At 64.6% G+C, this 25,937-nt stretch carries 21 protein-coding genes and 2 tRNA genes; 10 read left to right on the forward strand and 13 right to left on the reverse strand.

What is annotated here, in order from left to right:
- Window position 1: 1 nt before the first annotated feature.
- The 6 genes from PQU96_RS07155 to gspG are packed head-to-tail and all read right to left on the reverse strand — an operon-like array spanning window position 2 to window position 5,198.
- Window positions 2-550 (reverse strand): hypothetical protein, encoded by a 549-nt coding sequence (locus PQU96_RS07155; RefSeq protein WP_272771588.1) that lies wholly within the window; start codon window positions 548-550, stop codon window positions 2-4.
- A complete protein-coding gene (locus PQU96_RS07160; protein WP_272771589.1) occupies window positions 547-1,071 on the reverse strand; it encodes a hypothetical protein in 525 nt (174 codons plus the stop codon). Before PQU96_RS07160 ends, PQU96_RS07155 begins: the two co-directional genes overlap by 4 nt.
- 2 nt (window positions 1,072-1,073) lie before the next feature.
- Window positions 1,074-1,907 carry a hypothetical protein gene (locus PQU96_RS07165; RefSeq protein WP_272771591.1) on the reverse strand — a complete coding sequence of 278 codons (834 nt, stop codon included), beginning with the start codon at window positions 1,905-1,907 and terminating at the stop codon, window positions 1,074-1,076.
- Complete coding sequence (locus tag PQU96_RS07170) at window positions 1,888-3,582, reverse strand: GspE/PulE family protein (protein WP_272771592.1); 1,695 nt, start codon at window positions 3,580-3,582, stop codon at window positions 1,888-1,890. The genes PQU96_RS07165 and PQU96_RS07170 overlap by 20 nt, the downstream gene beginning before the upstream one ends.
- Window positions 3,579-4,760, reverse strand: coding sequence for a type II secretion system F family protein (locus PQU96_RS07175; RefSeq protein ID WP_272771594.1), 1,182 nt, complete (start codon window positions 4,758-4,760; stop codon window positions 3,579-3,581). The genes PQU96_RS07170 and PQU96_RS07175 overlap by 4 nt, the downstream gene beginning before the upstream one ends.
- Before the next feature lie 12 nt (window positions 4,761-4,772).
- Window positions 4,773-5,198: a type II secretion system major pseudopilin GspG gene (gene gspG, locus PQU96_RS07180; protein ID WP_272771595.1), complete on the reverse strand. Its 426-nt coding sequence runs from the start codon at window positions 5,196-5,198 to the stop codon at window positions 4,773-4,775.
- A 407-nt stretch (window positions 5,199-5,605) separates the two neighbouring features.
- Between gspG and PQU96_RS07185 the strand changes: the two genes are divergently transcribed.
- The 4 genes from PQU96_RS07185 to PQU96_RS07200 all read left to right on the forward strand — a co-directional run bounded on the left by PQU96_RS07185 (window position 5,606) and on the right by PQU96_RS07200 (window position 12,053).
- Complete coding sequence (locus PQU96_RS07185) at window positions 5,606-7,249, forward strand: AAA family ATPase (RefSeq protein ID WP_272771596.1); 1,644 nt, start codon at window positions 5,606-5,608, stop codon at window positions 7,247-7,249.
- Between the two features lie 2 nt (window positions 7,250-7,251).
- Window positions 7,252-7,977 carry a general secretion pathway protein GspB gene (locus PQU96_RS07190; RefSeq protein WP_272771597.1) on the forward strand — a complete coding sequence of 242 codons (726 nt, stop codon included), beginning with the start codon at window positions 7,252-7,254 and terminating at the stop codon, window positions 7,975-7,977.
- Between the two features lie 83 nt (window positions 7,978-8,060).
- On the forward strand, window positions 8,061-8,675 hold the full coding sequence (locus tag PQU96_RS07195; RefSeq protein WP_272771598.1) for a transglycosylase SLT domain-containing protein: 615 nt from the start codon (window positions 8,061-8,063) through the stop codon (window positions 8,673-8,675).
- Window positions 8,676-9,146: 471 nt separating this feature from the next.
- Window positions 9,147-12,053, forward strand: coding sequence for a hypothetical protein (locus PQU96_RS07200; RefSeq protein ID WP_272771599.1), 2,907 nt, complete (start codon window positions 9,147-9,149; stop codon window positions 12,051-12,053).
- 68 nt (window positions 12,054-12,121) lie between these two features.
- Here PQU96_RS07200 and PQU96_RS07205 read toward each other — a convergent pair whose 3' ends face one another.
- Window positions 12,122-14,134 (reverse strand): Ig-like domain-containing protein, encoded by a 2,013-nt coding sequence (locus tag PQU96_RS07205; RefSeq protein WP_272771600.1) that lies wholly within the window; start codon window positions 14,132-14,134, stop codon window positions 12,122-12,124.
- A 1,097-nt stretch (window positions 14,135-15,231) separates the two neighbouring features.
- On the opposite strand from PQU96_RS07205, the gene PQU96_RS07210 reads away from it, so the two are divergent.
- From PQU96_RS07210 to gltX, 3 genes are all read left to right on the forward strand, one after another.
- A tRNA-Ala gene (locus PQU96_RS07210) sits at window positions 15,232-15,307 on the forward strand.
- Window positions 15,308-15,312: 5 nt separating this feature from the next.
- Window positions 15,313-15,387, forward strand: a tRNA-Glu gene (locus PQU96_RS07215).
- A gap of 168 nt (window positions 15,388-15,555) precedes the next feature.
- The gene (gene gltX, locus PQU96_RS07220) at window positions 15,556-16,941 is read left to right on the forward strand and encodes a glutamate--tRNA ligase (protein ID WP_272771601.1); all 1,386 of its coding nucleotides are present in this window, start codon (window positions 15,556-15,558) and stop codon (window positions 16,939-16,941) included.
- Between the two features lie 232 nt (window positions 16,942-17,173).
- Here the strand turns inward: gltX and PQU96_RS07225 are convergent, their stop codons facing one another.
- The 6 genes from PQU96_RS07225 to PQU96_RS07250 all read right to left on the reverse strand — a co-directional run bounded on the left by PQU96_RS07225 (window position 17,174) and on the right by PQU96_RS07250 (window position 22,817).
- Window positions 17,174-17,509 carry a hypothetical protein gene (locus PQU96_RS07225; RefSeq protein WP_272771602.1) on the reverse strand — a complete coding sequence of 112 codons (336 nt, stop codon included), beginning with the start codon at window positions 17,507-17,509 and terminating at the stop codon, window positions 17,174-17,176.
- A gap of 217 nt (window positions 17,510-17,726) precedes the next feature.
- Window positions 17,727-18,536 carry a MetQ/NlpA family ABC transporter substrate-binding protein gene (locus PQU96_RS07230; RefSeq protein WP_272766223.1) on the reverse strand — a complete coding sequence of 270 codons (810 nt, stop codon included), beginning with the start codon at window positions 18,534-18,536 and terminating at the stop codon, window positions 17,727-17,729.
- A 74-nt stretch (window positions 18,537-18,610) separates the two neighbouring features.
- Window positions 18,611-19,300 (reverse strand): methionine ABC transporter permease, encoded by a 690-nt coding sequence (locus PQU96_RS07235; protein ID WP_047968061.1) that lies wholly within the window; start codon window positions 19,298-19,300, stop codon window positions 18,611-18,613.
- Window positions 19,301-20,038, reverse strand: coding sequence for a methionine ABC transporter ATP-binding protein (locus PQU96_RS07240; protein ID WP_272771603.1), 738 nt, complete (start codon window positions 20,036-20,038; stop codon window positions 19,301-19,303).
- 340 nt (window positions 20,039-20,378) lie between these two features.
- A complete protein-coding gene (locus PQU96_RS07245; RefSeq protein ID WP_272771604.1) occupies window positions 20,379-21,149 on the reverse strand; it encodes a 2-keto-4-pentenoate hydratase in 771 nt (256 codons plus the stop codon).
- A gap of 81 nt (window positions 21,150-21,230) precedes the next feature.
- Entirely contained in the window at window positions 21,231-22,817 is a 1,587-nt protein-coding gene (locus tag PQU96_RS07250; protein ID WP_272771605.1) for a sensor domain-containing diguanylate cyclase, read from the reverse strand.
- Between the two features lie 251 nt (window positions 22,818-23,068).
- On the opposite strand from PQU96_RS07250, the gene PQU96_RS07255 reads away from it, so the two are divergent.
- From PQU96_RS07255 to PQU96_RS07265, 3 genes are read left to right on the forward strand one after another with little or no spacing between them, the layout of a single operon-like run.
- Window positions 23,069-24,496 carry a circularly permuted type 2 ATP-grasp protein gene (locus PQU96_RS07255; RefSeq protein WP_272771607.1) on the forward strand — a complete coding sequence of 476 codons (1,428 nt, stop codon included), beginning with the start codon at window positions 23,069-23,071 and terminating at the stop codon, window positions 24,494-24,496.
- Between the two features lie 2 nt (window positions 24,497-24,498).
- Window positions 24,499-25,422, forward strand: a complete 924-nt coding sequence (locus PQU96_RS07260) for an alpha-E domain-containing protein (protein WP_272771609.1) — start codon at window positions 24,499-24,501, stop codon at window positions 25,420-25,422.
- On the forward strand, window positions 25,419-25,925 hold the full coding sequence (locus tag PQU96_RS07265; protein WP_272771610.1) for an arsinothricin resistance N-acetyltransferase ArsN1 family B: 507 nt from the start codon (window positions 25,419-25,421) through the stop codon (window positions 25,923-25,925). The genes PQU96_RS07260 and PQU96_RS07265 overlap by 4 nt, the downstream gene beginning before the upstream one ends.
- Window positions 25,926-25,937 lie beyond the last annotated feature (12 nt).

Here is a 25,937-nt window from a genome sequence, read left to right on the forward strand (position 1 = left end):
GTCAGCCCTCCCTCAGCAGCAGCACCAGGTGGATGGCGGCATCCAGCTGCGGCTGGCCGATGCTGTCACGCTTGAAGCGCAGGTTGGCCAGCAACAGCGTCGGGTTCTCGGCCAGCAGCTGCGCGACAAAGGCACGCAGCTGCGGATAGCTGCCGCGCACCGGCAGCTGCACCTCGTAGCGCAAGAGCTGCCCGCTACGATCCGGCAGCACCTTGTAGTCGCCGCGCGGCAGTTCCAGTTGCTGCGCCTCGGCGGCGGCGTAGATCTTCTCCAGCCACAGCGGCGCGGTCGACTGGTGCGGGAAGGCGCGGTAGAAGTGCTGCAGCCGCAGTTGCGGGCTGGGCAGCGGGTGGCTGCGCTGGTAGCGCAGGTGCACGATGTCGCGCTGCTGTTGCTGCGCCTGCTGTTGCAGCTGCGCCAGCTGGCCCTGCAGCGGCCGCGTCAGCATGGTGTGGAACAGCAGCATGCCGGTTGCCAGCAACGCCAGCAGCAGCAAGGGCCAGCCTGCCTGCTGGCGCAGGTAGCGCAACCGGGGCCATACGGTGTTCATGATCCGGCCCTCCACTGTGCCGACAGCGAAAAGCGGATCGGCAGCTCCTTGTCCTGCTGGTTGACGTGGTGCTCCAGCAGGGTGATGTCGCCGAGCGCCGGCTGCTGGCCGAGGCGTTCGATATAGGCCAGCATCGCCGGGCGCCGTTTCACTTCCGCGGTGATGCGCACCGTCCGCCGCAGGCTGTCCGGTTCCACCTCCAGCAGGGCGACGTCCTTGTTCCTGGCCGCCTCCAGCGCGTCGAACAGCTGCGGCCACGACTGGTTCAGCCGCGCCCACACCTCGTTGGCACGTGCGATCTCGCGCTGCAGCCCCGGCGCCTGTGCGGGGGTGGCGCGTGGTTGCAGCCGCTGCAGCGCCGTCTCGTTGCGCGCGACCATCTGCTGCTGGCCGGCGACCTCCTGCTGCAGGCTCGCGTAGTAGCCGCCCTGCAGCAGCAAGGCCGCCAGCGCGAGCAGCAACAGCAGGCCGCGACCGTAGTGGTGGCGGGTCTTGACGTAGTCCAGATCGATCGCGCGCATGGTCAGTCTCCCAGCAGCGCCATGCTGCAGGCGGCCCGGTCCGGCACGGACAGGGCCGCCAGTGCCGACGGCAGCGCCAGCGTGCGCAGGCGCAGCGTCTGCGGCTCGGGCCACGCCACCTCGCTGCCGTCGCCGGCAAAGGCGTACACGTCCAGCGGCAGCGGGCTGCGCTGCAGGCGCAACAGCATGCGCGGCAATACCGCCGGCAAGGCGCTGGCGATGTCGCCGTCCAGCGGCTCGAACACGAGGTCGCTCCAGCCCTGCTCGTCAAAGCAGGCCAGCCCCGCCCGGCCCGGCTCCGCCAGCAGGAAGGCCCCGCGGCCAACCTTGACCTGGTTGCGCCAGTGGTTGCAGGCCGCCATCAGATAGGGCTGTACCGAGGCGAGCCGCAGGCCGGCTTCCTGCGCCAGCGCGCCGGCATCCTGCAGCAGCTCGCTGTCGATGGCGCTGGCCAGCAGCGGCCCGCCGTAGCCGCTGCCGCTCCAGCGGTACAGCCACTGCGCGGCGGCATCGCCGTACACCTGCCGGAACGCGTGCAGCACCAGTGCCTGCCACTCTTCCGGCGTGTCCAGCCCGTCGCGCCACGGAATCAGCTGGTAGCGCACAAAATGGTTGGACAGCACCAGCGTGGCCGCACGCGGCGGCAGCGGCTTGTCCTGCAGCAGGCCGCGCAGGGCGGCCAGCGCCGGGCGCCACGCCGGCCCCTGCTCCGCCGGCGGACAGGCGGCTACCGCGCGCTCGACCAGCCGTGGCCGCAGGCCGCGCGACAGCCGCAGGCAGACCGCGCGTTCCGGCGCCAGCGACAAACCGATACGCTCATGCAACGAAAGTGACACGATTGATTTCCTGTAGTGTGGTTTCGCCGCGCTTGACCATGTCGACCGCGGCCTCGCGCAGAAAACGGGTGCCGTTGCGGCGCGCGGCTTCCTTGATGTGGCGGATCGGCTCGCGCGCCACGATCAGCTCGCGGATCTCGTCGGTCAGGCGCAGCATCTCGCCGATCGCCTTGCGTCCCTTGTAGCCGGTGCCGCGACAGTGGCCGCAGCCGCGCCCGCTGCGAAAACCGTCGTGCGCCGCCAGTTCGGCCGGCAGGCCGGCGGCCTGCAGTTGCGCCGCGCTCAGCCGCTCCGGCTGCGAGCAGAACGGGCAGTTCAGCCGCACCAGGCGCTGCGCGAAGATGCAGTTCAGCGCCGAGACGAAGCTGTACGGCTCGATGTCCATGTGAATGAAGCGGCCGATGACGTCGAACACGTTGTTGGCGTGCACGGTGGTGAATACCAGGTGCCCGGTCAGCGCCGCCTGCACCGCGATCTGCGCCGTCTCGGGGTCGCGGATTTCGCCGACCAGGATCTTGTCCGGGTCGTGGCGCAGGATGGAGCGCAGACCGCGCACGAAAGTCAGCCCTTTCTTCTCGTTGACCTGGATCTGCAGTACCCCCGGCAGCTGGTACTCGACCGGGTCCTCGATAGTGATGATCTTGTCGCTGCCGGAGTTGATCTCGGTCACCGCCGCATACAGGGTGGTGGTCTTGCCGCTGCCGGTAGGGCCGGTGACCAGCACCATGCCGTACGGCTCGCTGATGTAGCGGCGGATCTCGCCGATCAGCTGGTGGTCGAAGCCCAGGCTGTCCAGGCGCAGCTCCTGCTGGCTGTCGGTCAGCGTTCGCCGGTCGAGGATGCGCAGCACCGCGTCCTCGCCGAGGATGTTGGGCATGATGGAGACGCGGAAATCGACCTCGCGCCCCTGCATCGCGATCTTGAAGCGCCCGTCCTGCGGGATGCGCCGCTCGGCGATGTCCAGCTCCGACATCACCTTCACCCGCGACACCATCTGCTCGGCCAGGTCGGCGCCGTTGAGACTGCCCACGCTCAGCAGCACGCCGTCGATGCGGTACTTCATCGCCAGCCCGTTGCCCACCGATTCCAGGTGGATGTCGCTGGCGCCCATCTTCAGCGCGTCGTAGATCACCGAGTGCACCAGCTTCACCACCTGGCTGGTGTCTTCGCTGATCGACTTGTAGGAAATGTCTTCCACCGCCTGCGCGGCCTCGGCAGGGTTGGCCGCAGAGCCCAGCAGCACGTCGATGGCGCGCCAGGATTCCTCATAGCGGGCGAGGAAGGCAGCCAGGTCGCCGCGGTGCACCAGATACCAGCTGGCCGCCGGCTGCACCGCGCAGTGCACCCACTCCTGCAACGCCGCATCGAACGGGTTGCTGAACAGGATGCGCAGCCCTCCGTCGGCGTCGCGGCAGGCCATGCACTCCTTGCGCACCGCGTCGGGATAGGCGATCACGTCGAAGGCCGGCTGCAGCTGCTCGATGTCGGCCATCGTAAGCGACGGGTAGTGCGCAGTGGCGGCGAGGTGGCGCACGAAGGCGTCCGGCGCGAGGCCGCTGCCCTCTTCCAGCACCGCCAGCAGCGGCCGCTGGTAGCGCTGCGCGTCGTCGCGCGCCTGCTGCACTTGCCGGGCGCTGAACGCCTCCGGCTCGGGAAGGGAAAGATCGCGGCTCATTGGATGCTCCCGGCCAGCTCGAAGATGGGGAGGTACATCAGCACCACCACGATGCCGATGACCAGCCCGATAAACACCATCAGCACCGGCTCGAACATGCGCATGAAACGCTCCACCGCCAGGGCCATTTCTTCCTCGTAAAAGCCGGCGATGCGGCCCATCATGCTGCCCATCTGCCCGCTGCGTTCGCCGACGCGCAGCATGCGCAGCGCCACCGGCGTGGTCAGTCCGTGGCTGTGCAGCGCACCGGAAATCGGCTTGCCGTCGCTGATGTCGCGCGCCGCCTGCTGCAGCCGCTGTCGCAGCGAGGCCTGCAGCACGCCGGATACCATCGCCAGCGCCGGCACCACCGGCGTGCCGCCGACCAGCAGCATGCCCAGCATCCGGTACAGGCGCGCCAGCTGGTACAGCCGCATGCGCTCGCCCAGTGCCGGGATCTTCCACAGCCATTCGCCCAGCCGGCGGATGACCTCGGGGCGGGTCAGCAGGTAGCCGGCCGCGATCAGCAGTAGCAACAGCGCCGGCAGCAGGAACACGGCATAGGCCTGGAACAGCCGGCCCCAGGCCAGCAGCAGCCGCGAGAACAGCGGCAGGTCGCTTCCCATCGTTTCGTAGACCTGCGCGAAGCGCGGCACCACGTAGCCGATCAGGAACAAGAGCACCGCGCCGCCGGCCAGGATCAGCAGCGCCGGGTAGATGGAGGCGCTGATCACCTTCTTGCGCACCGCGTCGACCTGGGTCTGGTAGGCGAGGTAGCGGCCAAGCGCATTCTGCAGGTCGCCGGTTTTTTCGCTGGCGCGCACGGTGGCGACATACAGCGAGGGAAAGGTCTGCGGGAACTGCTGCAGCGCCGCCGACAGCGACAGGCCCTCCTGCAGGCGCAGGATGATCTGGCCCAGGATGCGGCGCGACTCCGGGCGCGTTTCCTTCTCGTTCAGCGCCTCGATGGCCTCCACCAGCGCAAGCCCCGCTTCCAGCAATGCGAGCAGCTCCTGGGTGAACAACGCCAGCTGGAAGCCGGAACGCGACCATGTCCACGAGAGGCTGCGCGGCTTGACCGCCAGCACGGCATAGCCCTGGTCCTGCGCCTGGCTGACGGCGTCGCCATCGCTGAGGGCTTCCAGCACCAGTTGCGCTACCTCGCCATCGGGATTGATGGTCTTGACCTCGAAATACATGATCTGCCTGACCTAGCTGCCGATATCGGCATCCTCACCCGAGCCACCGGCCTGACCGTCCTTGCCGTAGCTGTACAAGTCATACTCGCCGCGCTCTCCCGGCTGGCGATACTGGTAAGGCCGTCCCCACGGATCCGGCGGCGGCGCCTTTTTCAGGTACGGCCCCTGCCACTTCGGCTCGTCGGCCGGGCGTGTGTACAGTGCGGCCAACCCTTGTTCGGTGGTGGGATAGCGGCCGGTATCCAGCCGGTACTGGTCGAGCGATTTCTCCAGCGCGTCCACCTGCGCCTGTGCCGTCTTCACCTCGGCCTTGCCGACCTGCGCGAAGTAGCGCGGCGCCACGTAGCCGGCCAGCAGGCCGATGATCACCAGCACCACCAGCAATTCCAGCAGGGTGAACCCCGCCGCGCCGCATCGCTTCCGAGAAAGGCTATACATAGATTCACGCCTCGATCCGCCTGCCAGCCCCGCCCCGGCCTGCCAAACAGTAAGCTACTTGACCCAGTTGTTAATTGTGCTTACAACAGAATTCAGACAAATACTTTTATAGAAGGCCAAGCCGGCTTTCGCCATCCATTCTTAGGTGCTAGACGCAATGCAAAGACAACGCATATGGCTTTCGCTAGCAAAAACGGATGGGATGCCGGCAGCGGCAGGCAGAGCGCAGCAGGGAACCGCCTGAAAGACAGGGGACGAACGACAGCCGCGCCACCGGCAGCTGTAACCGGAAACACCGCGGCGACAGCGGTGTCGTTTAAGAAAGGGGCGCCGGCAAATGCCGGGCGGCAAACTATACTTTTTTTCAACCGCACTTGATTGGGTAGCCCATCACAGCAGGTCGTGCCATGTACACCAGCCACTATGGCCTTGCCGACTCTCCGTTCTCGATCGCGCCCGATCCGCGCTATCTGTTCATGAGCCAGCAGCACCGCGAAGCGCTTGCCCACCTGATGTACAGCATCAGGGGCGAAGGCGGCTTCGTGCTGCTGACAGGCGAGGTCGGCGCCGGCAAGACCACGCTGTGCCGCTGCTTTCTGGAGCAGCTGCCCCCACACTGCGACGTCGCCTTCGTCATCAATCCCAAGCTCACGGTGCCGGAGCTGCTGGCCACCCTCTGCGAAGAGCTGCAGATCGCGCTGCCCGCCGAGCACGGCAACAAGGCCTGCATCGACCTCATCAACAAGCACCTGCTGGCCGCCCACGCGCAGGGACGCACCACGCTGCTGATCATCGACGAAGCGCAGAACCTGAGCGACGAGGTGCTGGAGCAGGTGCGGCTGCTGACGAATCTGGAAACGCACGAGTGCAAGCTGCTGCACATCATCCTCTTGGGGCAGCCGGAACTGCGCGACAAGCTGACACGGCCGGAATTGCGGCAACTGTCGCAACGCATCGTCGCCCGCTACCACCTCGGCCCCTTGCAACGCGACGAGATCGCCCCCTACATCCAGCACCGGCTGAGCGTAGCCGGCAGCCATCTCGACCTGTTCCCGCCGGCGGTGATGCGGCAGCTGTTTGCCTGTACCGGCGGTGTGCCGCGCAAGCTGAACGTGCTGTGCGACCGCGCCCTGCTCGGCAGCTATGCCCAGGGCAAACCCCGCGTCGACCGCGCCACGGTGCGGCAGGCGGCGCGGGAGGTGTTCAACAGCAGCCCGATCCGCCCGTGGCACAAGCTGGCCCTCGCCAGCGGCGCCCTGCTCAGCACCGTCGCGGTCGCCGCCGTACTGTTCTATGGCGCGCAACCGGCCGGCCAGCGCTCGCCCCCGCCGGCCGCCGCCGGCCGCACCACGGCACCCCTTACCCCAGCACCGGCACAGCCCGCCACAACCGCCACCGCGCCCCGCCCCGCCGCCGTACTGACGCGCCTGCCGGCGCCGTTGCCGGCCGCCGACCTCGCGCAGGCAGCGGCGTACCGCACGCTGCTGGGGCAATGGCGGATTCCGGCACCGGTCAGCGACGAGGCCGGCGCCTGCCAGCAGGCCGAACTGTTCGGCGCCCGCTGCCTGAACGGCAGCGGCGACCTCGACACCCTGCGCCGCCTCAACCTGCCGTCGGTACTGCAACTGCAGCAGCCCGATGGCCAGCCGCAATACCTGGCCCTGCTGGCGTGGGAAGGCGAGCACGCGCGGGTGCTCATCGGCGAGCAACCGCACCTGCTGACGCGACAGGCGCTGGCTCAGGCCTGGAACGGACGCTACACCGCGCTGTGGCAGCCGCCGCCGCACTACCAGCAGCCGCTGGCGCCAGGCAGCCGCAGCCTGGCGGTCGCCTGGCTGCGGCAACAGCTCGGCCAGCTGCCGGAGGCCGGCGGCAAAACGTTGGCCGCAAGCTACGATGTGGGGCTTTCGACACTGGTACGCCAATTCCAGCTGCAGCATGAGCTGCCCGGCGACGGCATCGCCGGACCGCTGACCCTGATCCGGCTGGCGCAGGCCGGCAATTCCGACTCGCCGCGCCTGAGCGCCACCACGCCCATCCGTAAGGAGTGACCATGTCCTACATACTCGATGCCTTGCTCAAGGCCGATCAGGAACGGCAACGCCACAGCACGCCGACCGTGCACTCCATCCACGCTGCGCAGAGCCCCCAGCCGTTGCCGGGTAAACCGCGCTGGCGCTACCTGCTGCTGACCCTGCTGCTGGGCAGCGGCATCGCCGCGGCCGGCATGCTGTTCGGCTGGCAGGCACTGGCCTCGATCCAGCCGGCCACGCCCCATGCGGCCGACAGCCATCCCCACGCCCTGCGCGGCGATACCGCGCCGCCGGCCGAGACGAAGGCGGTGTCGCTACCCCCCGTGGAAAGAGCGCCGCTTGCCATACCAGGTCCTGCCGAAGCCGTGGCAATGCGGCCAACGTTGCCCGATCCGACGGCATCCGCGCACAAGGAACACCGAGTCGCGGCGGCAAGCAAGCCGACCGCAAAAACGGTCGCGCCCCCGGCAGCGGCAAGCGACGCCACCCCTGCCGTCAGCCGCATCGACAACAAGGTGTTCAACCTGCACGAGCTGCCGGCGGCCCTGCAAAAAGAGATTGGTGACACGGTCGTGATTTCCGGGTTTTCCTCGTCTGGGGAAGGTACGGAGCGACTGGTAATCATCAACGACCGGGTACGCCGCGCCGGTGACGACGTGGTGGCCGGCATGAAACTGGAGACCATCCAGGCCGATGGCGTGATCCTGAACTACAAGGGCTACCGCTTCCGTACCGGAAGCTACTGACCGACCACCTCGCCGAGGAAACCATCATGGCAACCCTTGCTTGTCTGCCCCGGGACGGACCGGCTTGCTGCCGGCACGGACCGGTGCTACTGACCGTCTTGCTGCTGGCTCTGCCAGCCGTGACCGATGCCAACATCTACACCTTTACCGATGCCGACGGCACCACCCACTTCAGCAACGTGCCGCAGGACAAGCGTTACCGGCTGGCGCTGACCACGCCGCGCGACAGCGGCGAAGTCACGACCGGCAAGCGCGTGGACGGCGCACAGTACCGCGCCAGCCAGCGCGCCCGCTGGAGCCGGCTGATCGACAGCACCGCGCAGAACCTGAACATGGATGCAGCCCTGCTGCACGCGGTCATCGCCACCGAATCCGGTTACAACTGGCGCGCGGTGTCGCCCAAGGGCGCGATTGGCCTCATGCAGTTGATGCCGGCCACCGCCGGACGTTACGGCGTGACCGACCCGTACGACCCGGGGCAGAACGTCCGCGCCGGCGCACAATACCTGCGCGAGCTGATGGGCCGCTTCGGCAACGACCTCAGGCTGGTACTGGCGGCCTACAATGCCGGCGAACAGGCGGTGGCGCGTTACGGCAACCGCGTCCCCCCCTACCAGGAGACCATGCAGTATGTACCGCGCGTGCTGGGTCACTACGCACGCAATCAACAACAATCCCGAGCCGTTCCCGAGTACTGATAACTTCCCGGAAATGCAGATGGCGGCAGGAATTTCTTGCCATTTTGCTGTCGCCATATTTTTAATATTTCGTTGAATCTATTATCACAATATTCTACGATACAGCGTACCAATCCCGCCGTAAAAGAAAGGAGGCAAACACGTTTGGCGTGTTCTGTAATCGCATCGGCCACTCGCGGCAGGCATTGCCGGAGGGGGCCGCGTCTGGCTTGCAGGCTGGAGCCACCGCTACCGAACAAAAGCGGCAGAACAGTACTGGCGGTATTTTCGATTTGAATGCAGGAGGGGATCTCGCGCGATTCCTAGGCAAGGAACCGCCTTTGATAGCTTCAAAGGAGGTGTAACATGAGTCCCAACGGCCTCGGGAAGCTGCTCCAGGCTTCCGCAATACACATACCCGCTACCCGTATTACGGCGGGCTTCAAACAACCCCTGTTCAGGTTTTTCGCCCTGCTGTTCAGCACGCTGTTCATGCTGCTGATCTCCAACCCGGCCGCCGCCGTGGCGCCCGACAGCATCCAAAACACGCTGGAAGGCTGCCGCAACAACGGCGACATCACACTGCCTAATGGCAGCGGCCAGTTTGTCTGCCCCGATGCTGCCTACACAACCGGTAACCTCGGCAAGGGCTGGAACGAGCTGGACCTGGTGCCCTACCGGCTGACCGTCAGTGCCGGCAACTCCGCACCGTCAACCCAGCAATACACCATCGCGGTAGTGGTTGATCGTGAAGATGCCGGCAAACCCGGCTACGACGTGCTGTCGACCCTGACCAAGAATGTGGCCCTCTCCAGCGGTACCTGCTCGATTGCCAGCGTTGGCGCCCAGGCGGTACTTGATCCCGGCATCGGCGGTACCGACAAGTCGATCTACCGGCTGGTCACCATTAACCAGAGCAAGAACAGCACCTGCGTGTTTGACTACTACGCGCGGCTGGCACTGGGTTCACACCTGTATCCGGGATCGTCGCTGCACGCCAACCTGACCAACGAAAGCTTCGGCACAGCCGGCATCGGCGCGCGTGACGTGTCCATCCCGGTAAAAGAAATCCTGCCGCAGGAACTGCGCAAGGACATGACCGCCACCCAGGATACCGACTACACCTGGAACATCACCAAACAGGCCAAACCGACCAGTGTTTCCTTCGGCAATGTCTGCGCCAAGGACTTCGATGACCAGCTACCGGTGGAAATCACCATCCAGTGGACCCGCTCGGCAGCCATCGGCGGCAAGATCACCGTCACCACCAACGTGTACGCCAAGAACCCTGCATCGCGCACTATCACCGTCAGTGTCTCTGACAAGATCTACAAGGGTCTGAATCAGCAGACAACCCAGGTCGGCAGCACCGCGACAGCGAATAATGTCGATGTGGCCGCCAAGACCGAAGTCAAAGTGCTGACCAATACGCAGATTCTGGATGCGGCAGATGGTAGCGAAGGCGCCTTCAACGATGTCGCCACCGCGACCTACACCGACAAGGTGACCGGCATAGCGGTACCCGGTAATACCACCGCCAAAGCCAGTGCCAGCATCAGCAGCGGCAGCAGTACCAACGCCACCGCGGTCATCACCGATACCGAGTCGATTTCCGGCAGCTTCCTGCAGTTCTCGGTCGATAGCCTGGGCGGCAGCGTCGCCGGCAGCTTCAATCCGGCCTATGTACTGGGTACCAAAACCGCAGGTCCGGTGAACTGGACATCCGGCGAACAAAGCGGCAACGGTTCGGTCGTGTTCAACAAGACCATTCACCTGAATGGCCAGAAAATCACCTCCGGCACCCTTACCGACACTGCGACACTGACACCGAAAGATGGCAGCCCGCAGGTTTCCGGTCCGGTGGAAGTAGCGATCGTGTCGAGTTCGGCTGCAGAGCTGAAGATCGACAAGAGCATCGACGCGGACTCAATGTCCTTCCTGGCTAGCGGCGAGAAATACGTGATCCGCTTCACCATTACCCGTACGGGCGATGCCACCTACCAGAGCAAGAAAGAGCTGGTCTTCAACTACGGCGATAGTGGCGCCACCAAATCGGTCACCCTGACCGGGCTGGTGCCGGACACCTATCAAGTGGCAGAGGAAACCGTGTTCGTCAATGCGGCCAACGTTGAAACCACCGGGGTGCTTGCCGATACAACCAGCAACTCGCGCACGGTCAACCTGAACGTCACCGACAGCACACCGATCTGCCTGGGTACAGCCACGTTCGCCAACAAGCGGGCATTTGGTCCGGCCACCGCCGAAGTGCAAAAAGTCACCGATCCGGTGCTGCAAGCGGGTGATGCCGACTTCAAGTGGAGCTTTACCCTGACTGGTCCTGGCACCGGGACGGGCGTCCTCGCCGAAGCTGATGCCGGTGGTAGTGCAGTAGCGTTCGTAACCGGTGGCGGAGAGCCATTCTCGCTTTCCGAAGGTGTCTACACCGTGACCGAAACACTGAAGAGTGGCTGGGACCTGAACAGTGTCAACAGCAACCCTGCTGCCACGACCTGCTCCTTTACCGTCAATTACCCGGTCGATGCCGGCAAAGTGTTCTCCTGCCTGTTCAAGAACACCAAGCGGGCCGAGGTGCAGGTAATCAAGACCTTCAAGGGCGCACCGATCACTGGCAGTGAAGTGTTCGCCTTCAGCCTGCGTACCGGTGCATCGGCCGCGGCAGACGGCACCATCCTGCAAACCCTGCAGGCCAATGCCGGCAACGGTGGCACCATTACCTTCAACAAGGTGGTTCCCGGCAGCTACCAGCTGTGCGAACAGGGGATTCCGGTCGGCTGGACAACCACATTGTCCTCCATGGCTGGCGCCTTCTCGCCACCTAATGGCGGTGACAACAGCACCACTTGTGTCGGCTTTACCGCCGCTGCCGGTCAGTCTGTGAGCTTCACCATCGACAACGTACCACCGCCGGAAGGCCAGGCCCGCACCATCGGTTACTGGAAAAACTGGGCTTCCTGCAAACAAAGTGGCGGCAAGCAAGCGCCTGTCCTCGACCGCACCATGGCCCTGGCTGAGCCTACCGGTATCCAGGTAGACAGCTTCTACCTGCACGGTAGCGTGGCCAACCCTGACGTGGCACCGGATTGCGGCAAGGCAGTCAACTTGCTCAACAAGTCCACCTTTAGCGGTACCAAGAAAGCCAGCGACCCGCTGTTCAACATGGCGGCACAACTGGTAGCGGCTGAACTGAACTACACCGCAGGAGCAGCAGGCTGCGCCAAAGTCAGCGATGCCATCGTGGCAGCCAATGCGCTGCTGACCAAGTACGCATTCAACGGGTATACCCATACCACCATGACTGCGGCTGACATCAGCCTAGCTCGTAGCTTGGCCACCCGACTGGACAACTACAACAACAACCTGCCTAGCGCCTGCCTGTAAACCAGAACGGCGTATCGAAAAAAGCCCGGCGCAAGCCGGGCTTTCTGTTGCTGGCAATACGATCAGCCTTACTTGGCGACCTGCACCGACACCACCGCACTGGCCGTCGCGGCCCCATCGCTGATGCTGTAGCTGAAGCTGTCGCTGCCCTTGAACTTGCCGTTCGGGGTGTAGGTGACACTGCCGTCGCTATTGAGCACCGCCTTGCCACGCGCCGGCACGCCCACGGTCTTGACCTGCAACGGCTTGCCTTCCGGATCGTAGTCATTGCCCAGCACCACCACCTTGACAGCGGTGCCGATCCTGGTTGCCGCCCCATCATTGACCGCCACTGGCGGCTTGTTGCTGGTGCTGGTCGTGCTGCTGGCCACCACGTAGCTTGCCGCGGCCGTGGCGCGGTAGGTCGCGCTGCCAACGTTGGCCGCAACGACGCTAAAGCCGTAGGAGCCGCCAGCCGCGGTCGTTGCCGACGTCACACTCAGCGTGGTGCTGCTGCTGGCACCCGGCGCCAGGGTCAGTGTCGACAGCGGCAGGCTGCTGCTCCAGCCAGTCGGCACCGTGGCCGCCAGGCTGAACTGCGAACTGCTGCAGGCGCTGGAATCGTTATTGGTCACGCTCAGGCTGAAGCTCACTGCCGTGCCGGCGGCCACCGACGGGCTTTGTCCCGGCGTCAACACCACACTCGGATTGCCGTGGGTACACACCGGCTGCGCCGGGGTTTGCCCGCCGGTCGCCACGCTCACCGTGGCGCCGCTGCTGCTTGCCGACAGCAGGGAAATGCTCACCCCACTGCTGCTATCGGTAAAGGTCTTGCCCACCGCCAGCGGCGAATCGCTGATGTCGTCGGTGGCCGAGCTGTTTGGCGTCAGGTCCAGCAAATCGCTGGTGTCGCCGCTGGTGTCGCTACCGCTATGCACCAGCACGCCATTGACCGCCCACGGGAAACGCGAGATGTCGCTGTCGAAGCCCAGCGGCTGGCGGAACTCGACGTAGTACCAGCTCTTCTGCCCGGTGGTGGCATCCACGCCTTTCAGCACCTTCAGCGCCTTGATGCCATTATCGGCCGCCGCGTACGGCGCCAGCGTGACGGTGGTGCTACCGCTTTCCACGGTGGCGATGGCCGGCGACTGGTTGTAGTTCAGCCAGCCCAGGCGCTCCTTCTGGAACGCGTTGTAGTGCACGCTGCCATTGCCCATGGTATCGAAGGCATCACCGTACTCGCTGCGACTGCAGCTGCTGCCCAGCGTGGTCGCGCCGCAATCCAGCGAGTGCGAGTGCCACAGACCGAAGTTGTGCCCCATCTCGTGCGTGACCACCCCGCGATACAGCGCACCGTTCAGCCACGATGACGACGGCGCACCACCGACGGTCCCCATGCCGGACCAGGTGCAGGCACTGTTTTTCGGCATTACGTAGATGCGGCGTGGATACTGCGTCAGGTCGATGCCGGCGGCCTGGGCGGCCTGGTTGGCGTAGGCAGCCACGTTGTCCGGGCTGCAGGTCTGGTTGATCGGCAGCGTCAGCCAGCCGAAGACGTTACCGCTCAGCCAGGTCTGCTGCGACGAGTTTTCTTTTAAAAAGTTGTTACTGTCACCAAACACGGTGGTGTTGGCCTGGCTCACGGTATACGGCTGCGTCTGGTTGTCCTGGAAGTTGACCAGCAGCACCGCGGTTTTCTGGTCGCCAAAGGTATTCGACGTCGCCAGTGCCAGCACCTGGTAGCTGGTACTGCCGGTGCTGTCCAGCGCCAGCACATTGTTGCTGAGCGAGCCCTTCACCCGCACCTTGGTGCCGCTAGGCTGGCGCGGGCCCTTGCCCTTGAACTTCAGCTCGACACGACCCTCTTCCGTCTTCAGGTAGTAGCGGTTGCCGGTGGTCTTGTCGAAGTAGTGAACGTGGATCACCTCCAGCTCGCCCTCGCGCTCCACTGCCACCGCTGCCGTCGCGGTGCCCTGGTTCTGCGGCAGGGCCCTGCTGCTCTGGGCCATGCCGGGGGCGGCAAACAGGGTCAAGACAAGTGACAACATGGTGCCGCTGCGCACCATCAGGCGCGGCCAGGCTGGCGCTGCTGCAATAGACATACGTTCCTTTCGTGTAACCTGGGCGGCCGACAGACGGCGCCCAGCGCCCTGCCCGATCCGGCCATCCCCTTATCCTGCGTGGCGGCGGCAGCCGGAAGCGGTACCGCATCGCGTCCGCTCCCGGCTGCGGGCAACACGCCACAACCAAGCCTTGCTTCGTCTGTTCCGATAGCGCTGCCGTGCTGCCTCGATGGCTCCCGCCACCCGCCCGACAGGAACGCGCCCCCTTTTTGGCATCCCGTCGGCAGGCGCTGGCGCCGGCCATTCATCTTGCTGACACTTGTTGTTTTACTTGCAACGGTTGCTTTTAAAATCAATAACCGGAAGATGTCAGTTACAAACAGTCAAGTCAGTTCACATAGTCTGGCCAGAAGACCGACGCCGTGATTCCACGTCAGGACCTATCGGATGACGCCGCAACTATACATAGTTGCTGAGGAGTTTCCGCCTCGTTTTCCGGTCGATGCGAAAATTAGCACGCAAGATATATGTCTTTGTTTTAATTAAACAAATATCATTTTATTAATCAGATAAATGACAGCTTTACCGGCGATATCATTGGAAATTCTGCAACGGGCTGTTCTGTCCAGCTTTATCCCGTACGAACGGCAGCGTCCTGCCAGTAGCGGGTGCAATAATGCCGCCGGAACAACGGGATGCCACAGGCTGGCCTCGGGCAAAAACGCCGCAGCAAGCACAACGCAGACGAAGGAAGGGAACGTGAAACAGGAGCAGCGGAAGGAGACGTGACCGGCAGCAGGTCCTGCCAGTACCAAGCCAGGGCGATGACAGGCGGCGGCTACGCGATGTGGCCGGTCAAGGAAAACATCGGAGCCGCCGGCAAAGCGGGCACAATTTAATAATCCATCCCGATTTGCACACTTTCGACACAGGCAACCGCGCGCAAAGCCAGATGGCACGGTCATTACAATCTGCCTGCCACCATGCAATAAAATAATTAACCAATAAAAATCAGTGGCTTGTCATTTAAAACATGTCAGAACGGCAAAAAATTTAAATGACAGGCTTGACGAAGGAAAAATCAGACGTTAAAGTGCACACCAATTCGTAACGCAGCACAGCGATACGAAGCCAGTGGGGGTATAGCTCAGCTGGGAGAGCGCTTGCATGGCATGCAAGAGGTCAGCGGTTCGATCCCGCTTATCTCCACCACTTAAGTCCCTATAGTTTAGCGGTTAGAACACTGCCCTTTCACGGCGGCGGCCGGGGTTCGATTCCCCGTGGGGACGCCAGAACAGAAAAAGCCCGTTACCTCGGTAACGGGCTTTTTGCATTGCGGCCAACGTTGGCCGCAGCCTGCCGCGACACCGCGAAAACCGCATCCGCGACGGCGATGGTTTGCCCGCCATTTTGCCGGCAGCGTACAATAGCCGCTTTTCCGTATTCGCTGGCCAGCCAACATGATCCGCACTCGCTTTGCCCCCAGCCCGACCGGCTTCCTGCACATCGGCGGTGTCCGCACCGCGCTGTTCTCCTGGGCGTTCGCCCGCAAACACGGCGGCACCTTCGTGCTGCGCATCGAAGATACCGACTTGGAGCGCTCGACGCCGGAATCGGTCAAAGCCATCCTCGACGGCATGCACTGGGTCGGCCTCGACTACGACGAAGGCCCGTTCTACCAGACGCAGCGCTTTGACCGCTACAAGGAAGTGATCCAGCAGCTGGTCGCCGCCGGCCACGCCTACCCGTGCTACTGCAGCAAGGAAGAGCTGGAAGCACTGCGCGCGCAGCAGGAAGCCAACGGCGAGAAGCCGCGCTACGACCGCCGCTGGCGCCCGGAAGCCGGCAAGACCCTGCCGCCTCCACCGGCCGGCGTGCAACCGGTAATCCGCTTCAAGAACCCGCTGGATGGCGTGGTGGCGTGGGATGATGCGGTCAAGGGTCGTATCGAATTCGCCAACACCGAACTGGACGACCTGATCATCGCCCGTCCGGACGGCAGCCCGACCTACAACTTCTGCGTGGTGGTGGACGACTGGGACATGAACATCACCCACGTCATCCGCGGCGACGATCACGTCAACAACACCCCGCGCCAGATCAACATCCTGAAGGCGCTGAACGCGCCGCTGCCGGTGTACGGCCACCTGCCGATGATCCTCAACGAGGACGGCCAGAAGATGTCCAAGCGCCGCGATGCGGTCAGCGTGGTGGATTACGCCGACAAGGGCATCCTGCCGGAAGCGCTGCTGAACTATCTGGCGCGCCTGGGCTGGGGCCACGGCGACGACGAGCTGTTCGACATGCAGCAGTTCGTGGAATGGTTCACGCTGGAAGCGGTCAGCGGTTCGCCAAGCCGCTTCAACCACGAGAAATTCCTGTGGCTGAACGCGCAATACATCAAGGCCGCCGACAACGCGCGCCTGGCCGGGCTGATCGCCGGCCGCCTGGCTGCGGCCAATGTTGACACCACCACCGGCCCGGCACTGTCGGACGTGATCGCGCTGGTGAAGGAGCGCGTGCAGGATCTCAACGCGCTGGCACTGGAAGTGGACTACTTCTACGCCAAGCGGGAGCCTGCCGCCGCCGACGTGGAAAAACACCTGTCCGCCGACAGCCACGCGCGCATGCTGCGCTTTGCCGAGCGCCTGGCCGCGCTGGACAGCTGGACCGCCGAGAGCATCCACGAGCTGTTCAAGCCGTTCTGCGCCGACGAAGGCATCAAGATGGGCCAGTTGGGCATGCCGCTGCGCGTACTGGTGTGCGGCACCGCGCAGACGCCGTCGGTCGACGCGGTGCTGGCGCTGATCGGCAAGGACGAGGTGCTGCGCCGCATGCGCGGCTAAGCCCTGCCCCGCCGCTCACGCGCAACACAAAGCCCCGCCAGTACGGGGCTTTTTTGCGACTGCGGCCAAGGTTGGCCGCAACAAGTTCAGGGCGCCTCGAAAAGCCCGGATTTCCAGGCGAGACCAGGTGCGAGCGCAAAATTCCGACGCTGCACCTGCTTGATAGGCAAGGCAGAATTTTTCGTGAGCAAGGCCGTATCGCAACGAAAGCAGGGATTTTGCGAGGTGCCCTTTATTCCTCCACAGTCACCACCGCATCGTGATTCATGCGCACCAGCATCGCCCGCGCCGCCGCCAGCTCGCCGGCGCCGACGTGGGACACGTCCAGCACGTACTCCTTGTGACTGCTGAGCAGCACCACGCTGGTCTTGCCCCACATCACCGACAGCAGGCGCTCGTTGGGATCGTCGTCATCGCTGGTCATCATGATGCCGCGCTCGTCCACCGGCAGGGCATCGTCGGCATGGCGCGTCAACACCAGACTGTTGCTGGCATACAAACCGAGGGAAAAATCAAGGCTGAGGCCGTCGCTGTCATCGGCGGCAATGGAAGAAACAAACTGGCTCATGGCGGGATACCGCGGGGTTGACGATGACGCATCATAGCGCGGGCCGCACCGCGCTGCAGCAGCGTGCTCTGCGGCCAACGTTGACCCTCGTCACTGGGACATAGCCAAAAAAATGGCGGATCGCAGGATCCGCCGAGCAGCCTTGAATGCCAGGAGTGTTTCAAGGAAAACCGCCGCGCCGCATGGCCCGCAGGCCGCCACGGCACGGATAAAACGCTTACTTCCAGTTGGCCGGGAACTTGTAGCCGGCAAACTTCTGTTTCGCCCAGGCGCGGAACGCCGGCGAGTTGTAGGCGGCGATCACGTCCTTGGCCCACGGCTTGTTCACGTCGGCCGCGCGCACCACGCCCCAGTTCACGTAGGCGTAGCTCTTTTCCTGATACACGGCTTCGGTCAGCTTGATGCCGGAGCTGACGGCGTAGTTGCCGTTCACCACCGCGAAGTCAACATCGGCGCGGGAACGCGGCAGTTGCGCGGCTTCCAGCGGCACGATCTTGATCTTCTTGACGTTGACTTCGATGTCCTTTTCCGACGCGGTCAGCGGGTTGATGCCCTTCTTCAGCTTGACCCAGCCCAGGTCGTTCAGCATCACCAGCGCGCGGGCGAAGTTGGACGGATCGTTCGGTGCCGCCAGGGTGCTGCCGACTTTCACGTCCTTCAGCGACTTCAGCTTGCCGGCGTAGATGCCCAGCGGTGCGGTCGGCACCTGGAAGACTTCTTTCAGCTGCAGCTTGTTTTCACGGGCGAAGTTGTCGAGATAAGGCTTGTGCTGGAACACGTTGACGTCCAGCGAGCCTTCCTGTAGTGCCAGGTTAGGACGCACGTAGTCGGTGAATTCCACCAGCTTCACGCTGTAGCCCTGCTTTTCCAGCAGAGGCTTGATCTGCTGCTTTACCTGGTCGCCGAAGTCGCCAACGGTGGTGCCGATGACGATTTCCTTTTTCGCCGGGTCGGCAGCGTAAACGTTGGCCGCAGCGGTCAGGCCGATGGCGGCAACAGCGATGGATTTCAGTACGAGTCTGCGCATGGTGTTCTCCTTGTGAGAGTCTTTGTCCAATGGCGTGGCGTCTGCGTGAACGCCCGCCGCTTTAAATTGAGTGCTTAACGCTTGTCGAGGCGGGCCGCCAGATGGTTGCCGGCAAACTGGATGATCTGCACGATCACCACCAGCAGCAGCACCATCGCCACCATCACTTCGGTCTGGAAGCGGTAGTAGCCGTAACGGATGGCCAGGTCACCGATGCCGCCGCCGCCGACCACGCCGGCCACCGCCGAGTAGCTGAGGAAGCTGATGGTGAGGATGGTCAGGCTGGAGATCAGTCCGGCGCGGGCCTCGCCCAGCAACACCTTCCAGATGATCTGCGCCGGGCTGGCGCCCATCGCCTCGGCCGCCTCGATCACGCCGCGCGGGATCTCGCGCAGCGTCTGCTCCACCAGCCGCGCAAAGTACGGGATGGCGGCGAACGACAGCGGCACTGCGGCGGCGATCGGGCCGATGGTGGAGCCGACCAGCAAACGCGTCAGCGGCACCAGCGACACCATCAGGATGATGAACGGGAAGGAACGCACCAGGTTGACGAACCAGCCGACCACGCCGTTGACGGCACGGTTGGCGAACAGCTGGCCCGGCTGCGTCAGGTACAGCAGGATGCCGAGCGGGCCGCCGACCACGATGGCGACGGAGAGGCCGATGGCCAGCATCAGCCCGGTTTCCACGCTGGCCTGCCAGATTTCCGGCGCCAGATCGGACAGGTTGGCCAGCGCCTGGGCAAGAGTCAGTTGTTCGTCCATTTATGCGACCTCCAGCAGCGATTTGGCCAGCGCCGAACGCGCCGCGACCTGTTTGTCGGTGACTTGCAGCAGCTCGACCACTTCACCGGCGTCGAGCAAGGCTGCGCGGTGGCAGATGGAGCGGATGACGTGCATTTCGTGGGTGACGATCACCACGGTGACGCCGAAACGGGCGTTGATGTCCTGCAGGCAATCGAGGATGGACTGCGTGGTTTTCGGGTCCAGCGCCGAGGTCGGCTCGTCGGCCAGGATCACGTGCGGGCGCGGCGCCAGCGCACGGGCGATGCCGACACGCTGCTTCTGGCCGCCGGACAGCTGCGACGGGTAGTGGCCGGCACGGTCGGCGAGGCCGACGATGTCCAGGCACTCCGCCACGCGCTGATCAATATCCGCGCGGCTCCAGCCGGCGATCTCCAGCGGAAAGGCAATGTTGGCCGCCACGGTGCGGTTAGCCATCAGGTTGAACTGCTGGAACACCATGCCGATATTCTGGCGCGCGCGGCGCAGCTCGGCGGCGGACAGGCCGGTCAGGTCACGTCCGTCGACATTGACGCTGCCGTGGTCGGGACGTTCCAGCAGGTTGATCAGTCGCAGCAGCGTGGATTTGCCGGCGCCGGAAAACCCGATCAGGCCGAAAATCTCGCCCGCCTTGATGTGGAGGGTGGTGTCGCGCACGGCGTCAAACCAGCCGCCTTCGGGGCGACGGAAGCGCTTGTGTACGTTTTTGAGGTGAATCATCCTGGACTCCAAAGCAATAAAGCCCGCCGGGTTTGCGCTGGCGGGCTTTATCACGTGGAATCTTCGGTATCGAAAATTGGGAGAATCGTTTGGTAAAACAATCCCCACGCTTTAGCTGTTTTACGCCCGCAAGCTGTGTTCAAATCGGCGTTAATCAAGTTGTTGTACACAATTGAACAATATACATTCGTTTGTGTCAATCGCTGCGATGCACCATCTTACCCTTATGTCGCAAAATTACAAACATTTGTTTTTATATAACTTTTTGCAATTTAAATATTGTATCCAGCAACAGCGACTGGCAGCGCCCGCTGGCACGCGATCGCGCTGCCATCTGCCCTTATCGCCCGCTAAAACAGGCGCTTAGCTGGCCTAGCTCGCCGTAGCGCAGGGTCGCCTCGCTGTTCGGCGCCAGTGTCAGCACGCCGGCATAGGAACCGGTGATCACCACCTGCCCCGGCAGGATCGCCTCGCCGCGCGCGGCGAGGAAGCCCTGCAGCCAGTACAACGGCGCCAGCGGATCGCCGGCCGGGTGCACGCCGGCCAGTGTTTCCTCGCGCTCGCCCTGACTCAGCGTAAGCGGCAAGACCTTGGCCGCAAAGGCGGCGTCACGATCGACCTGCGGCCCCAGCAGCAGGCCCTGGTTGACCAGGCCATCGGCCAGCGACTGCAGAAACGACGGCTTCGGCGCCGGCAGGTAGCGGCTGTCGATCAGCTCCAGCGCCAGGTGCACGCGGGTGATGGCGGCGCGGATCTCGGCCTCGGTATAAGGCTCGGCGCGCAGCGGCAGGCCGCCGTCGAAGACGAAGGCCAGTTCCGGCTCGACACGCACCGCGCCGTCGCGCAGCCACACCGGGCACGGCGCGGCGGTGTGACTGCCATGAATGCTAGTCGCGTAGATCGGCGCGACGACGGTCTTGTCGTCGGCAGGCAGGCCGCACTTCCAGCCGCCGATGGCGTCGTTGAGCAGGCCGGAGACGGCCTGCTGGATCGCCAGCGCGTCGTCCGGCGTTTGCGGGGCCTGGGCGTCGGCCAAGAGCGGGCCCTGGGCACCGCTGAGGCGGCGCGCCGCGAGGGTGATGGCGGCGGCGCGGATATCGGATGGATTCATGAGGGAATGAAAACGGGTGGCAAAGCGCCGTTGTACCCGTCCGCGCGGGCGGCGGCAAGCCCGCGGCCGCGCAGCGCGTGCTCAGTCGCGATAGCGCACGCAGTTCCGGCCGGCGGCCTTGGCCTGGTACAGCGCGGCATCGGCCTCGCGCAGCAGTGCTTCCTCGTCGCAGCCGTGCTGCGGATAACAGGCGATGCCGGCGGAGAAGCGCAGGTCCTGCAGCGCACCGTTGTCGCCGGCCACGCGACAGGCCGCGTAGGCCTGCTGCAACTCGGCAACGCAGGCGGCGGCACCGGCGATGTCGCAGCCGGGCAGCACCAGACAGAATTCCTCGCCACCGTAGCGCACCGCGAAGTCGGCGCTACGCAGGCGACCGGCAAACAGCGCCGCCAGCGACTTCAACACCGCGTCGCCCATCGCGTGACCGTACTGGTCGTTGACCGCCTTGAAGTGGTCGAGATCGATCAGCACCAGACACAGCGACTGCCCGAGATGACCGGCGTGCTGCAGCTCGACCGGCAGCCGTTCGTGCAGGTAGCGGCGGTTGTACAGCCGGGTCAGCGGATCGCGCTGCGCCTGTTCCTGCAGCTGTTGCTGCAGCTGCTCCACCTCCGCCATGCGCACCGCCAGCTCGCGGTTCAGCGTCTGCAGCGCATGGTGCGCCTGCTCGGCCTCCTGTTGCCGTTGCAGCGCCCAGTCGCGCTCGAAGGCCACGCTTTGTGCCGCCTGCTGCAGCTGCAGCGTGCGCTGGCGGAAGAAGCGGTAGCCGAGGAACACCAGCGCGAACAGCAGCACCGACAGCACCCAGTACACCGCCATCGCCGAGTCGCGATACAGCATCGCGCGCTGCTGCCACGCCTGCGCCGTATCGCCAACCTGCGCCGCCACGCTGCGATCCGCCAGCCAGAACGACAGCCACAGGAAGCCCAGCACGCCGCACAACGCGAATACCGCCACCAGCCCCACCCAGCGCTGCGCCGGTGCCGCCGCGGCACGCTGCGGCCAACGTTGTTCGCGCCAGCGCAGCACCGCGGGCGTAGCCAGCAGCAGCAGCGGCCCGCAGGTCAGCACCGTCTGCAGGAAATTGCCCGACCACCAGCCCTGCCACACCGCAAAGGCGCCCATCGCCGACAGCTTGTTGCTGTAGCTCCAGATGAAGGAACCGGTGGCGCTGGACACGGCGGAAATGAAGCAGATGGTGACGAAGAACAGCGCCGCCGGCAGCGACGACGGCACATAGCGCACCTTGACATGGCGGTACACCAGCGACAGCACCAGCAGCCCCAGCGGATTGGAGCAGGCAAACAGCAAGGCCCAGCCCAGCGGCAGCCCGGACAGGTAGGCGACCAGCAAGGTGGAGAGATAGGCGAGGCTGGCGCCCCAGGCGTAGCCGAACCACAACACCCACAGGGTGGCGATGGTCAGCGGCGGATAAATGCTGATCACGAAATCCAGCTCGCCGAAGCGGACGCTGTAGCCGTACCAGCCGGCGTACAGCTCGACCGCCGCCAGCCACAGGCCGGCCGCCAGCGACAGCAGCCAGGCCAGCAGCAGCTGCCAGCGTGCCGGCGAGCGCTGCAACAGCACGGCCAGCGGCAAGGCGCGCTCACTGCTGGCCATCAGCTCGGCCGGCACGACAAGGTTGGCCGCAAAGGGTGAAGCATGCATGGCATAGCCGCTATCCGTATAAGGTAAACAGCAGCATAAGATCATGCCCAAAACGTTTCAAGCATTGTTACCCGGGCATGAATGCACATGCTTAGTGCATAGCGCACCACCATGACCCATGGCTTGAAAACCATGCCATGTACGCATCATTTCAGTGCAAAAACATATTGCGATTGGCATTTAAACAGGTAAAAACACTGGCACGGGCCTTGCTGAACGGTTCATGACGATGAACAGCCGGAGAACGCGCCATGCATGCCCTCACCTTGCCCGAAGCGCACCACTACGACGAAATGCTGCTCGCCAGCGGGGGAATCCGCCCGCACTACCGCGATTTTGCCCACTGGCTGCATTCGCAGTCGCCGCAGACCCTGGCGCGCAAACGTGCCGAAGCCGACCTGATGTTCCACCGTGTCGGCATCACCTTCGCCGTGTACGGCGATGATTCCGGCGCCGAGCGGCTGATCCCGTTCGACAGCGTGCCGCGCATCATCCCGGCCAGCGACTGGCGCACGCTGGAAGCCGGCATGCGCCAGCGCGTCACCGCGCTGAACGCCTTCCTGCACGACATCTACCACGAGCAGCACATCGTGAAGGCCGGCATCATCCCCGCCGAGCAGGTGTTCTCCAACAGCCAGTACCAGCCAGCCATGCAGGGGCTGGACCTGCCGCACCGCATCTATGCGCACATCACCGGCGTGGATGTGATCCGCCACAACGACGGCAACTTCTACGTGCTGGAAGACAATCTGCGCGTGCCCTCCGGCGTGTCCTACATGCTGGAAAACCGCAAGATGATGATGCGGCTGTTCCCCGAGCTGTTCGCCAGCCACGCGGTGGCCCCGGTGCAGCACTACCCCACCCTGCTGCTGAACACCCTGCGCCACGCCAGCCTGGCGGAAAACCCCACCGTGGTGGTGCTCACCCCCGGCCACCACAACAGCGCCTATTTCGAGCATGCTTTCCTCGCGCAGCAGATGGGCGTGGAGCTGGTGGAAGGCCAGGACCTGTTCGTGAAGCACAACCGCGTGTACATGCGCACCACCGCCGGCCACAAGCAGGTAGACGTGATCTACCGCCGCATCGACGACGCCTTCCTCGACCCGCTGGCCTTCCGCGCCGACAGCATGCTGGGCGTGCCCGGGCTGCTGTCGGTGTACCGCAGCGGCGGGGTGATTCTGGCCAATGCCATCGGCACCGGCGTGGCGGACGACAAATCCATCTACCCCTACGTGCCGGACATGATCCGCTTCTACCTGAGCGAGGAGCCGCTGCTGCAGAACGTGCCCACCTGGATGTGCCGCCGCCCGGCCGAGCTGGACCACGTGCTGAACAACCTGGCCGAGCTGGTGGTGAAGGAGGTCCACGGCGCCGGCGGCTACGGCATGTTGATCGGCCCCGCCGCCAGCAGCGCCGAGATCGAGGACTTCCGCCAGCGCATCCTCGCCGACCCGGCCAACTACATCGCGCAGCCTACGCTGTGCCTGTCGTCCTGCCCCACCTTCGTGGAGGCCGGCATCGCCCCGCGCCATATCGACCTGCGCCCCTTCGTGCTGTCCGGCCGCGAAATCAGCATGGTGGCTGGCGGGCTGACGCGGGTAGCGCTCAAGCAAGGCTCGCTGGTGGTGAATTCGTCGCAGGGCGGCGGCACCAAGGACACCTGGATACTGGAGGAATGATCATGATGCTCTCGCGCACCGCTTCCCAGCTGTACTGGATGAGCCGTTACATGGAGCGCGCCGAAAACCTGGCGCGCCTCTTGGACGTGACCCACAGCCTGTCGCTGCTGCCGCAATCCCGCGGCGGTGCCGACATTGCCGCCGCGCTAGCCACCACCGGCGCGCTGGACGCCTGCCGCGCCCGCCACCCGCAGCTTGCCGCCGCCGACGTGCTGCACTTCATGACCTTCGATGCGGCCAACCCTGCCAGCATCATCAGCTGCCTGAAATACGCCCGCGAAAACGCCCACGCCGTGCGCGGCAAGATCACCGGCGAGATGTGGGAAAACATCAACGCCAGCTGGCTGGAAGCGCGGCAGATGGCCGCCGAGGGCCGCCCGCTGGCCGGCTTCTTCGACTGGGTGAAGGAGCGCTCGCACCTGTTCCGCGGCACCACCTACGGCACCATCCAGCGCAACGACGCGTTTTCCTTCATCCGCCTTGGCACCTTCCTGGAGCGCGCCGACAACACCGCGCGGCTGATCGACGTGAAATCGCACCTGGTGGGCCACGAGCTGGACGACAGCGCGGCGGATTTCTACCTGTGGGGCGCGCTGCTACGCTCGCTGGGCGCCTTCGAGGCCTACCACGAGCTGTACCGCGACAGCCTGAGCGCACGGCGGGTGGCCGAGCTGCTGATCCTGCGCCCGGACGTACCGCGCTCGCTGCGCGCCTGCGTGGACGAGATTGCCGAGCTGCTGCCGCGCATCCAGGGCGACACCGGCCACCGTGCCAAAAGGTTGGCCGCCACCCTGCACGCCGAGCTGAGCTACGACCAGATCGACAGCATTCTTGCCGGCGGGCTGCACGCCTACCTGGCGCAGTTCCTCAGCCAGATTCACGCGCTGGGCGATGCCGTGCACGACGCCTACCTGGAGGCAGCATGAGCGAGCTGATCATCCGCGAGGCCACCCCGCACGACGCGGCCGCCATCTGCGCCATCTACAACCCCTACATCGAGTACACCACCATCTCTTTCGAAGAGCAGCCGGTAAGCGTAGCCGACATGGCCGAGCGCATTGCCGGCACCCAGGCGCAAGGCCTGCCGTGGCTGGTGGCCGAGGCCGAGGACGGCGAACTGTTCGGCTACGCCTATGCCAGCCGCTGGCGCGCGCGCCCGGCCTACCGCCACAGCGCGGAAGCCAGCATCTACCTGCGCCAGGCCACCGTGGGTCAGGGCCTGGGCAAGCTGCTGTACCGCGAGCTGCTGCAACGGCTCACCGCCCTAGGGCTGCGCACCGTGATCGGCGGCGTGGCGCAACCCAACCCGGCCAGCGACGCACTGCACCGCGCGCTGGGCTTCAGGCAGGTAGCCAGCTTCGAACAGGTTGGCCGCAAGTTCGGCCGCTGGCTCGACGTTGCCTACTGGCAACTGGCCCTTGCCGACTGACGCCCGCACCGC

This window comes from Vogesella margarita, assembly GCF_028548475.1.
Classification (GTDB): domain Bacteria; phylum Pseudomonadota; class Gammaproteobacteria; order Burkholderiales; family Chromobacteriaceae; genus Vogesella; species Vogesella margarita.